10 protein-coding genes are annotated in these 11,501 nt (G+C 64.9%); 8 read left to right on the plus strand and 2 right to left on the minus strand.

Annotated features, from left to right (window positions below; translation table 11 throughout):
- The first annotated feature begins 159 nt into the window (after positions 1 to 159).
- From NNX38_RS03450 to NNX38_RS03485, 8 genes are all read left to right on the plus strand, one after another.
- Positions 160 to 654 carry a MarR family winged helix-turn-helix transcriptional regulator gene (locus NNX38_RS03450; RefSeq protein WP_255796770.1) on the plus strand — a complete coding sequence of 165 codons (495 nt, stop codon included), beginning with the start codon at positions 160 to 162 and terminating at the stop codon, positions 652 to 654.
- Positions 655 to 752: 98 nt separating this feature from the next.
- Positions 753 to 1,895 (plus strand): glucose-1-phosphate adenylyltransferase family protein, encoded by a 1,143-nt coding sequence (locus tag NNX38_RS03455; RefSeq protein WP_255796771.1) that lies wholly within the window; start codon positions 753 to 755, stop codon positions 1,893 to 1,895.
- Positions 1,896 to 2,268: 373 nt separating this feature from the next.
- Positions 2,269 to 2,505, plus strand: coding sequence for a 50S ribosomal protein L28 (rpmB, locus tag NNX38_RS03460; protein ID WP_146360594.1), 237 nt, complete (start codon positions 2,269 to 2,271; stop codon positions 2,503 to 2,505).
- Positions 2,505 to 2,672: a 50S ribosomal protein L33 gene (gene rpmG, locus NNX38_RS03465; protein ID WP_227919278.1), complete on the plus strand. Its 168-nt coding sequence runs from the start codon at positions 2,505 to 2,507 to the stop codon at positions 2,670 to 2,672. Before rpmB ends, rpmG begins: the two co-directional genes overlap by 1 nt.
- 2 nt (positions 2,673 to 2,674) lie before the next feature.
- A complete protein-coding gene (gene rpsN / locus NNX38_RS03470; RefSeq protein WP_227919276.1) occupies positions 2,675 to 2,980 on the plus strand; it encodes a 30S ribosomal protein S14 in 306 nt (101 codons plus the stop codon).
- A 1,423-nt stretch (positions 2,981 to 4,403) separates the two neighbouring features.
- A complete protein-coding gene (locus NNX38_RS03475) occupies positions 4,404 to 4,691 on the plus strand; it encodes an HU family DNA-binding protein (protein ID WP_269440137.1) in 288 nt (95 codons plus the stop codon).
- Between the two features lie 186 nt (positions 4,692 to 4,877).
- Positions 4,878 to 7,079, plus strand: a complete 2,202-nt coding sequence (locus NNX38_RS03480) for a cytochrome c oxidase assembly protein (protein ID WP_370646358.1) — start codon at positions 4,878 to 4,880, stop codon at positions 7,077 to 7,079.
- Positions 7,079 to 9,037: an NHL domain-containing thioredoxin family protein gene (locus NNX38_RS03485; RefSeq protein WP_255796773.1), complete on the plus strand. Its 1,959-nt coding sequence runs from the start codon at positions 7,079 to 7,081 to the stop codon at positions 9,035 to 9,037. The genes NNX38_RS03480 and NNX38_RS03485 overlap by 1 nt, the downstream gene beginning before the upstream one ends.
- Before the next feature lie 102 nt (positions 9,038 to 9,139).
- Here the strand turns inward: NNX38_RS03485 and NNX38_RS03490 are convergent, their stop codons facing one another.
- Both NNX38_RS03490 and NNX38_RS03495 read right to left on the minus strand, forming a co-directional pair.
- The gene (locus NNX38_RS03490) at positions 9,140 to 10,117 is read right to left on the minus strand and encodes a hypothetical protein (protein ID WP_255796774.1); all 978 of its coding nucleotides are present in this window, start codon (positions 10,115 to 10,117) and stop codon (positions 9,140 to 9,142) included.
- 104 nt (positions 10,118 to 10,221) lie between these two features.
- On the minus strand, positions 10,222 to 11,481 hold the full coding sequence (locus NNX38_RS03495) for an ABC transporter ATP-binding protein (protein ID WP_255796775.1): 1,260 nt from the start codon (positions 11,479 to 11,481) through the stop codon (positions 10,222 to 10,224).
- Positions 11,482 to 11,501 lie beyond the last annotated feature (20 nt).

The raw sequence follows: 11,501 nt of genomic DNA on the forward strand, positions 1-11,501 counted from the left end.
GCCCCACCCCGCCCCCCCAACCCCCCCCGCCCCCCCCGCGGCGGGGGCGGCCCCCCCCCCCCCCCCCCCCCCCGGCTCCTGCCGTTTGGCACCTGTTGGAGTGCGGGCCCAACCCTGCGATCATTGAAACGTAAAGCTTTAAACGAGAGGAATCCCGGGATGACTGAGAGCGCCCCCCGCTGGCTGAACGCCCAGGAGCGGCAGGCCTGGCTGGCGCTGTACGCCGTATCGGGCCTCCTCCCGGCCGCGCTCGACGCCGATCTGTTCCGCCGCGCGCGGATCACCCTCTTCGATTACCACGTCCTGGCCATGGTCTCCGAGGCCGAAGGCAGGGCCCTGCCGATGAGTGAGCTGGCGGCGCGCTCCAACGCATCGCTCTCCCGGCTCTCCCACGTGGTCAAGAAACTCGAGCAGCGCGGCTGGATGACTCGGACCCCCTCGCCTGCGGATGCCCGGGTGACGACGGCGGCCCTCACGGACGAAGGCATGGCCGCCCTTGAGGGACTCGCACCGGAACATGTGGAATCCGTCCGGAAGGCGGTTTTTGACGGCCTCTCCGACGAAGATGTTGCCGATCTGGAACGCGTTGGGAAGAAAATACTCGCCCGGCTGGACCCCGGCAATGGCATTCTCGGGCCCAGCCAGGCACCGTAGCGCCAAAGTCAACTTGTTGCCCGAGTGCCTGTCCTTGTTAGCGTGGTTAACACCGAGCTAACGCACGATATCCACGGCACGATGAGAGGCACCACAGCATGCGCGTACCCCGAATCCTGACCGTAATCCTCGCCGGCGGTGCCGGCGGACGGTTGGGCAGCTTGACGGACCACCGAGCGAAACCGGCCATTCCGGTGGCCGGGTCCTACAACCTCATCGACATCTCCCTTTCCAACCTGCATAACAGCGGCTTCGGCGATGTCTGGATTGTGGAGCAGTACAAGCCCCAGTCCCTCAATGACCAGCTGGTCAGCGGACGGCCCTGGGACCTTGACCGCACCCAGGGCGGGCTGCGGGTGCTTCCGCCCTTCCAAGGCGGCGACGGCGAAGGCTTCGCCCAGGGCAACGCGGACGCCCTGTACCGCCAGGTGGATTACATCCGCGAATTTGATCCGGACCTCGTGCTGGTGCTCAGCGCGGACCATCTCTACCGCCTGGACTACCGCGACGTTGTCGAGGCCCATCAGGAGAACGGGGCCGCCCTCACCCTGGTCACCACGAAAATCAACAACAACCCGGGTGACCACGGGGTGGTCGAGGTCACCAACGGGCTGGTGACCGGATTCGAGTACAAGCCCCGGAACCCGAAGACGGACCTGGTGGCGGCGGAGATCTTCCTCTACGACACAGATGTGCTCCTGAATGCACTGGAAACCCTGGTGCAGCGTGACGGCCAGCTCGAGGACTACGGGGACCAACTGATTCCCTACCTGGTGGAGCAGGAAAAAGTAGTGGAATACCGCCTGCCGGGATACTGGCGGGACATGGGCACCCCGCGCAGCTACCACCAGGCGCACCTGGACCTGATCGAAGGCAACGGCCTGGACTTCGATGATCCGCAGTGGCCCATCCTCTCCGCCAGCCCGCGGCGGCTGCCGGCCTATGTCGGGCCGAACGGTGTGGCCACGGACAGCCTGCTGTCTCCCGGCGCCCGGGTTGAAGGCAGCGTACGCCGCAGCGTTCTCAGCGCCGGTGCAGTGGTGGAGGCCGGTGCCGAAGTGGATTCCTGCGTGCTGCTGGACGGCGTGGTGGTCCGGTCCGGAGCGCGGATCGCAAACCTGATCGTGGACTCCACAACGGTGATCGGCGGTGGGCGGAAACTGGACGGCGCGGAGCTGGATCCCGAAAACGGCGTGGCAGTGGTGGGGCGCGATTCAAAGGCGGACGCGCCGTCGTCGTGATACCCGGCACGCAGGTACCTCCGAGTTTGAACGAAACGCCCGTTGGCCCTAGGATAGAGAGGCGTTAAGTCGTGTGTGTGTTAACCTGTTCCGCTTCGCGCGGGCAGGGGAGTATTTGCACGGCCACCCGTATAAACCTAGAATTGAAGGCTGTCGAGCCGGGTTCCCCGTTCGGCTGCCTGAACTTCACCGTCTTCCCCGCGGCGAGGCACTTCGGCTGGATCTCACCCCGCCAGGTTAACCTCCGGAAAGTCGCAGTAATAACGGTGTCAAAACTGGTGGCGGGACGCTCTTTATGGCAGGTGCTTAGGCGCTTCCGCCTTGTGTCTGTTTTTTGAGGACCGTCATATTTACTACAACTGGAGGAGAGATCATGGCAGCTTACTGCCAGGTAACCGGAGCCATCCCCGGCTTTGGTCACAGCATTTCGCACTCGCACCGCCGCAACAAGCGTCGGTTCGACCCGAATATTCAGAAGAAGCGCTACTGGGTTCCGTCCCTGCGTCGCAACGTGACGCTGCAGGTTTCTGCACGCGGCATCAAGACGATTGACATCCGCGGCATCGACGCTGTTGTTACCGACCTGATCGCGAAGGGTGTGAAGCTGTAGTGGCTAAGGACAAGGACGTACGTCCGATCATCAAGCTGAAGTCCACTGCGGGCACCGGCTACACCTACGTAACTCGCAAGAACCGTCGCAACGATCCGGATCGTATGGTTCTCAAGAAGTACGATCCCAAGATCCGCCAGCACGTCGATTTCCGTGAGGAGCGCTAAGAATGGCAAAGAAGTCCAAGATTGCCCGCAACGAGCAGCGCAAGGTTATTGTTGAGCGCTACGCTGCCAAGCGCCTCGAACTGAAGAAGACTCTGGTCGACGCTAACGCTACCGACGAAGCCCGCGAAGCTGCACGCCTCGGCCTGCAGAAGCTTCCGCGCAACGCTTCCCCGGTCCGCCTTCGCAACCGTGACCAGATTGACGGTCGCCCCCGCGGTACCCTCCAGAAGTTCGGTATCTCGCGTGTGCGTTTCCGCAACATGGCCCACGCAGGCGAACTGCCGGGTATCAAGAAGTCCAGCTGGTAAGCACTGCCTACCGCTTCAAGAAGGACGGTCCCTTGTGGGGCCGTCCTTCTTGCTGTTTGCGGCCTGGCCTGGCTTGCCTTGTCGGCGATGAAGCGGCTGCGGCTGCGGTCCGGTCTTTGGCCGGGGGCGAAGGGAAGGGCTCATGCGGAGTCAGCGCCTACTGCACAGCTCATGCGCTCCATGCCCCGCTCAGGCGGCATCTACTGCACTGTGAACATTTAGTGCAGCAAGGACCCCGAATCCGTCGCTGGAGGGACGTGCCGAGCAGGGACTCCACCGCTGGTGCTGCTGTTCCGGGAGCGATCACGTCCACGGTCCGGCCCCACCGGCCGGGATTCCGTGCCGAGATTCCGTGCTGAGGTACCTCTCAATCCCGTCCGAGCATGGGTGCGACTCGATCGAGTGTGCAGATAACGGGGTTATGGGCGCCGGTTAGGCCCGTTATCTGTACATCGGGTGCGGGGTCGGACCGGATAGGCCCGTTATCTGTACAACGCCGGTGCTCGGACACTGGTAGTACAGATAAAGGGGTTATGGGCGCCGGTTAGGCCCGTTATCTGTACTACGCCGGTGCTCGGCCACTGGTAGTGCAGATAAAGGGGTTATGGGTGCTGGTTAGGCCCGTTATCTGTACATCCGGGAAGGGGTGGGCGCCGGTTAGGCCCGTTATCTGTACAGCCGGTGCTCGGCCACGGGTAGTACAGATAAAGGGGTTACGGGCGCCGGATAAGCCCGTTATCTGTACAACGGATGCGGGGCCGGACCGGATAAGCCCGTTATCTGTACAACGCCGGTGCTCGGACACTGGTAGTACAGATAAAGGGGTTACGGGCGCCGGTTAGGCCCGTTATCTGTACATCCGGTGAGGGGTGGGACCGGATAGGCCCGTTATGTGTACATCGGCGGCCTGCTGACATCCCCACCAAGCCTTGCTAGCTGTGCCGCGCGGCCTGGTCCGGCGTCGACGGCGCCGGGAGCATCCGGGTTCAGAGGCCGCACAACAGACGCCCATTACGCCCAGGACATCCGGTGCCGTCCTCTGGCCTGCGGCGGGGGTCCGGGGCAGCAGCGGCGGAGAACCAAGACCAGCGGCGAGGCCCGTAGGAGGGCCAGCGGGTGACCATCCCCGCCGGGTGATTGAACCGGCGCCACGCGCCAGCAGATCGACTCCCGCCCCGGATTCAGGGGGTGCCGGGACCCAGTCCAACGTGCCAAAGGCAACCGCGTATCACGAGACCAGCTTCCAAGCGAGTTGACTGGTCTTTGAGGGCAAAAAGCCACTTTTCGGCCCGATTATCGGGAAAAATCCGCTAAATGCAGGGGTTTTTGCCGGAGTTGGGGGTCCAAGCTGGTAAGTTTTCGAACAGCGGCGGTTTCGCATCCGCGATCCGCTCGAGTTACCCACAGTCCAGGAGGACATAAATTGGCTATGAACCGCAGTGAACTTGTTGCCGCAGTTGCAGAAAAGTCCGGCAACAGCCAGACCGCAGTCAACGGCGTGCTGGATGCCGTCTTCGACATCTTCGTAGATTCCGTTGCCAAGGGCGAGAAGATCACCATCCCGGGTTGGCTGGCAGTTGAGCGCACCGACCGCGCTGCACGTACGGGCCGCAACCCGCAGACCGGCGAAACCATTCAGATCCCGGCAGGCCACAGCGTCAAGCTGACCGCCGGCTCCAAGCTGAAGGCTGCCGTTTCCACCAAGAAGTAGCAGAACGTAGCGGCCACCTGCCGCAGCATTTGAGAGGGCCGGCATCGCGGAGATGCCGGCCCTCCCGTGTTTTTAAGCGCAGACCCGGGAGCGCAGCCGAATATTGCTGCGGCACACCGGCTGTAAACCCGTGATAGCGGCAACAATGATTGGCCCTATTTTTACAGCGGGTAGAGAATGGGTACTGTGCCAAAATCCGTCAAAACCCAGACCGACCGCCCCACCGGCAGTTCGCGGCTTCCGCAGCACGGCAACGGGGGCGACCCTAGCTCAGCAGGGCAGAACGGCAGTGCTGTTCCCGCCGTGCGCACCGGCTGGCTTGCAGCTGCAGGCGCCCTCGTCTTCATCGCCCTGGCAGCGGCCATGCTTTTCACCGGTGCCGCCGGAGCGTCGCAGCTGGGAGACCCCGGATCGCTGACCCGCTGGGCACTCCCCGCAGCGAAGGCCGTGCAGAATATTTCCATGGCTGCCGTCATCGGCTCGCTGGTTTTTGCCGTGACGATCCTGCCCAAGAGCCTCAACTTTCGACGCGTACGAAAAAACGCGTCCGGCCGGCCGGCACCGGCTGAACCCGAGCATCCGGCGTTCACCCGTGCACTGACTCTGACCTCGGTCGCCGCGGTCGCGTGGACCCTCTCCGCACTGGCCGTCATGGTGTTCACCTACTCCGATGTATCCGGGCTGCCGCTCAGCGCAGACTCCACCTACACGGCGGGCCTGGCGTCCTTCCTGACCGACTTTTCCACCGGACGGGCCTGGCTGGCAGTGAGCATCATCGCCGCCGTCGTCACCGCGCTGTCCTTCGGGGTGCGGTCCCTCGGCATGCTGGCCTTCACGTTGGTCCTCGCCGTCGGCGCTCTGCTCCCCACTGCCCTGATCGGGCATTCCGCCGGCGGAGACGATCATGCCGCGGCGGTGAACTCGATTGGACTGCATCTGCTGGGCGTATGCCTGTGGATCGGCGGAATCATCGTCCTGGCCGTGGTATCCCGGCAGCTCGGCTCCATCACCGGCGTAGTACTGGCGCGGTTCTCCGCCCTCGCGGGCTTCGCCTTCGCGCTGGTGTTCCTCTCCGGCGTCGTCAATGCGTCCCTGCGGATCAATTCGCTGGACCAGCTGGGGACGCCGTGGGGCGGCCTCGTGCTCACCAAAGCCGGGCTCACGCTGCTTCTGGGCATCCTGGGGTTGATGCACCGCAACTGGATCATTCCGCGTCTCGCCGGTTCCCGCCCGTCCCGCACCCCGGTTCCGGCCGGAACCGCAGCCCCCAACGGCGGGCTGTCCGCCCAACGGGTGCTCTGGCAGCTCATTGCCGTGGAACTGGCCGTCATGGGCGCCGTGTCCGGCGTGGCTGTGGCCCTGGGCCGCACCGCGCCGCCGCGCTCCGAAGAGCTACCCCAGGATGCATCACCGGCCCGTATCCTCACCGGCTATGACCTGCCGCCGGAGCTGACCCCGGAACGCTACCTCACCGAGTGGCGGCCGGACTGGCTCTGGGTGGCTGTCATCCTGACCCTGGCCACGTCCTATCTCATCGGCGCGGTACGGCTCCGCCAGCGTGGAGACAAATGGCCGGTCCGGCGTACGGCCTGCTGGCTGGTTGGCCTGCTGGCCCTCGGCTACATCACCTGTGGCGCACCGCAGGTTTACGGCATGGTCCTGTTCAGCACGCACATGCTGGCGCACATGGCCCTGACCATGGTGGTGCCGCTGTTCCTCGTGCTCGGTGCACCCGTCACCCTTGCACTCAAGGCACTGACGCCCCGCACCGACGGTACCCGCGGGATCCGGGAATGGATCCTCATCGGGGTGCATTCACGCTTCTCGAAGATCATCACCAACCCGGTTGTGGCCGCTGTGAACTTTGCCGGCTCCATCGTGGTCTTCTACTATTCGGACCTCTTCGGCCTGGCCCTGCGGGAGCACGTGGGGCACGAGCTGATGGTGGTGCACTTCCTGCTGACCGGCTACATCTTCATCCTGACGATGATCGGGATTGATCCGCTGCCCGGCCGTGCGCCGTACCCGCTGCGCCTGGTGATCCTGCTCGCCACCATGGCCTTCCACGCCTTCTTCGGAGTGGCGGTGATGGGCGGTACGGCACTGATCCAGGCTTCCTACTTCGGGAACATGGGCCGGGAATGGGGACTGTCTGCCCTGGCGGACCAGCAGCTGGGCGGGTCATTGATGTGGGGCATCGGTGAAATCCCGACCCTGTTCGTGGCCATCGGGGTGGCTTATCAGTGGTCCAAGAGCGATGCCAGGGAAACCAAGCGGCTGGACCGCGCAGCAGAGCGGAATAATGACGCCGATTTGACTGCTTACAACAACATGTTTGCAAACCTGGCACAGCGTGATGCCGGGACCCCGGATCAAGGAGATCGTTAATGACTGAAACCGTGCGCGCCGGATACCGGGTGCGGGCCTCGGAGCTCGAGGGCCGCAACTGGCTGAACACCGGCGGCCGGCAGCTGAACCTGGAGGATCTCCGCGGCAAGATCGTGTTGCTGGATTTCTGGACTTTCTGCTGCATCAACTGCCTGCACGTGCTGGACGAGCTTCGGCCCCTCGAGGAAAAGTTCTCCGACGTGCTGGTCACGGTGGGAGTCCATTCCCCGAAGTTCGAGCACGAAGCGGACCCGGTGGCCCTGGCCGCAGCGGTGGAGCGCTACGAAATCCACCACCCCGTGCTGGATGACCCGGAGCTGCTCACCTGGCAGGCCTACACTGCCCGCGCCTGGCCCACCCTGGTGGTCCTGGACCCCGACGGGTACATCGTGGCGCACCTGTCCGGTGAAGGACACGCAGCGGGCTTGGAATCGCTTGTGGCGGAGCTCGTGGAGGAACACGAGGCCAAGGGGACGCTGCACCGCGGCGACGGCCCCTACGTCCCGGCAGAACCCACCGCCGGAGACCTGCGGTTCCCGGGAAAGGTGACCGCCCTGCCCGGCGGGACCTTCCTGGTCGCCGATACGGGCCACCACCGCCTCGTGGAGCTGGATGCGGACCTGGCGGGCGTCCGCCGGACCATCGGCGACGGCACCAAGGGCTGGCAGGACGGCGATGCCGGGACCGCCCGCTTCAACGAACCCCAGGGTGTGGCCCTGCTGCCTGCCGACGTGGCGGAAAAGGCAGGGTACGACGTCGTTGTGGCGGACACGGTCAACCACCGCCTGCGCTCGGTGAACCTCGCTACGGGTGCCGTTCAGACCATCGCCGGCAACGGAGTGCAGCGGCTGCTGGACGCCGGGAACCAGACGAAGGCGGGTGCCGCATCCGCCGGGTCCGGTGAAGCCGCCGGGGACAGCGCCCCCTCCGATTCCTCCGATCTGCTGGGCGCCGACCCGCTCAACATTTCGCTGTCCTCGCCGTGGGACCTGGTCTGGTCCTCGAAGCTGCAGCGGCTGGTCATCGCGATGGCCGGCACCCACCAGATCTTCAGTTTCGATCCGGTGACCGGGGCCGTAGCCGTCCTGGCCGGCACGGGACTGGAAGGCCTGCTCGACGGCGGAGCCTCCGCTGCCTGGTTTGCCCAGTCCTCCGGCCTTGCCGAAGACGGCGACGGCAACCTCTGGGTCGCCGATTCCGAAACATCCGCGCTGCGCAGGCTGAACCTGGACGGCACCGGCGGAAGCGTCCAAGTGGAAACCGCCGTCGGCACCGGCCTGTTCGACTTTGGCTTCCGCGACGGTGACGCCTCTGTGGCCCGGCTGCAGCACCCGCTGGGTGTAGCGGTGCTGCCGGATGGTTCCGTGGCGGTTGCGGACACCTACAACGGCGCGGTGCGGCGCTACGATCCGGTGACGGGCACCGTCTCCACCCTTGCCCGCGGACTCTCCGAGCCTTCGGACGTGCTGGTGGACAACAGTGCCGCCGAACCGCTGTTGATTGTGGTCGAGTCCAACCGGCACCAGCTGGTCCGCCTGCCCATTCCGAAGGAAGCCCAGTCCGTGGATGAAGGCGCCCGGCAGACGCAGCGCCCGAAGACCGCCGTGGAAGCCGGCCCAATGTCGCTGACGGTGCGCTTCGCCGCGCCCAAGGGCCAGAAGCTGGATGACCGCTGGGGTGATCCCACGCAGCTGAAGATCTCCGCCTCCCCGGAGGGGCTGCTTGTTTCCGGCGGCGGCACGGCTACGGGCCTGACCCGTGAACTCGTGCTTTCAGACACAGTGACGGAGGGAGTACTCCACATCACCGCCCGTGCTGCGGCCTGCGACGGCGAGCCGGGCGGGGAGATCCCTGACCACGCGGCCTGCCACATGTACCAGCAGGACTGGGGCATTCCGGTAGTGCTGCAGGCCGGAGGTGAGTCCGAGCTGGTCCTGGACCTGCGCGGACTGGACTGAGCACCGGTCTTCACGGACCGGGCTGCCCGGACTGGATCTGCTTAACGACGCAGGCGGCGGCATGGATTTCCATGCCGCCGCCTGCGCTTTGTTCAGGAGCTGCTAGTCGACCTGCGGGCTCAGCGTCACGTTTTCCCCGTCCACCCGGAGGGAGGCATTGAACGTGAAGGGCTCGTCGGCCACCAGCGGGCTCTTGTCGCCGCTGAAGAGATCCACCTGGGTGGCCGTGACCTGCGCTGTGCCGCTCAACGGGCTGAGCACCCAGGCGCCCTCAGCCTGCGTGAGTTCAACGTCCGGGTAGTCGGTGATGCTCCACCTGATCGGCTGGTCCACCCGGTTGTTGGTGAGATGGTAGAACGGGCAGCCCGGAGGCGCCAGACGGTCAGCGGCCGTGCAGCCGTCGAGGAACTCGCGGATACCGGCATCAATCTTGGAAACCAGTTCCTTGGTTGCCTCCGGCACGAGGGTGAGCTGCGGCTCGCCGTCGTCGGACACCAGGATCTCCCGCTCCGCTGCGGCCAGGTACTGGCTCTCATAGGAGGCCGCCACCCGCGAGGCAGGGAAGGCAGCGAACGTATTGGCACCGTCCGGGAGTGTTACCCGGACACCGTTGAGGGTCGCTTCCCGCAGTGCCGGGGCGGTGACCTGCACGGTCGGCAGCGTGGCCGGCACGAAGTCCCAGGTGTCAAAGAAGAGCCAGCGTTTGCCGGTGTTCTCCAGCACGAACCTGGTGGTTCCCTCGGCCTCGCCGTAGGCGTAGTCCACCGCAACCTCGACGCGGTTCCCGCCGATCTCCTCGGCGTCACCGATTTCGCGCACCTGCTGCCCCTTCACGGAGGCACGGAGCGCATCGCCGTCCAGCAGTGCGGCGTTTGCCTCGGGGACCTGCGCGTTGAGCATCCCCAGCGCCTGTTCGCCCTCGCCGTCGGCCAGCTTCTGCAGATAGCTATCGACTTGCTTCTCGGGGCCGTACGCCTTGGTGTTAACGAAGTAGATCACGACGACGGCGGCCGCGATGGTGAGCATGAGGGCAAGCAGCCAGGCGGCTACTGCCTTGATTACCGGTGATGTTCCCTGCACTGCTCTTACGTTACCTGCCCGGACGGACGAAGGCCGGATCGGTTTCCCGCTCCGGCCTTCGTGTCAGGTGCCCCGGCCGGGCACCTGTGTCCCTGACAGGGCGGCTAGGAAGCGGCCGCTGGGACCGACTCGTGGGCAGCGGCGATCTCCTCGGCACGGTGGGCGTTGGCTTCCTCCGTCAGCTCCGCACCGGCAGCCGCATCGCGGGTCAGGTTCTCGCCGGTCTCGGGGTCGAAGAGGTGCACCTTGCGGGTGTCCAGCCACAGTTCGGCGTCGCGGCCGCCGCGGATCCGGCTGGCGGCGTCGAGCGTAACCACCACCTGCGGGCGCAGTTCGTCGGCATCCATGTCCCGCGCGAGGTTGTTCAGCAGCTCACGGACCTCGGGAGTGGGATCGAAGTGGATGTAGCCGTACTGTTCGTTGCCCAGCCACTCCGTGTGCGTGATCGGTGCCGTGAACGTGGAGCCGTGCTGCAGCTTGTGTTCCTCCACCAGGGAAGCATCCTCGAAGAACTCGGGACGGATGCCCACCAGGACAACCTGCCTGCCGGCGGCCTTCGCTGCCTTTTCCTCGGGAATGCGGAGGTCGCCGACGGCGGTCTTCAGCACTCCGTTCTCCAGCGTTGCCGGCAGGAAGTTCATGGACGGGGAACCGATGAAGCCGGCCACGAAAAGGTTGATGGGCTGTTCGTAGAGCTCGCGCGGGGAAGCGACCTGCTGCAGGATGCCCTTCTTCAGCACTGCTACCCGGTCTCCCAGCGTCATGGCCTCGGTCTGGTCGTGGGTGACGTAAACGCTGGTGGTGCCTAGACGGCGCTGCATCTGCGCAATCTCGGCACGCATCTGGCCGCGCAGTTTGGCGTCCAGGTTGGAGAGCGGCTCATCAAAGAGGAAGGCATCGGCTTGCCGGACGATGGCACGGCCCATGGCCACCCGCTGCCGCTGGCCGCCGGAGAGGTTGGCCGGTTTCCGGTCCAGGTGGTCCGTCAGTTCAAGCGTGGTTGCTGCGTCGGTCACGAGCTTGCGGACCTGCTCGTCGTTGTACTTGCCCTTGTTCAGCCGCAGCGGGAACGCGATGTTCTCGTAGACCGTGAGGTGCGGGTAGAGCGCGTAGTTCTGGAACACCATGGCCAGGTTGCGGTCGCGGGGTGCCTTGTCATTGACGCGCTCTCCGTTGATCAGCAGATCACCGGAGGTAATGTCCTCGAGGCCCACGATCATGCGCAGCAGTGTCGACTTGCCGCAGCCGGAGGGGCCCACCAGGATGATGAACTCTCCGTCGGCAATATCCAGGCTGACATCGTTGACGGCCGGGAAACCGTCGCCGTATTTCTTGACGAGGTGGTTAAGGGTAATAGATGCCATGGTTAGGGATCCTTTTCTTC

The sequence above is a fragment of the Arthrobacter sp. zg-Y238 genome (genome assembly GCF_024385525.1).
Classification (GTDB): Bacteria; Actinomycetota; Actinomycetes; order Actinomycetales; family Micrococcaceae; genus Arthrobacter_B; species Arthrobacter_B jinronghuae.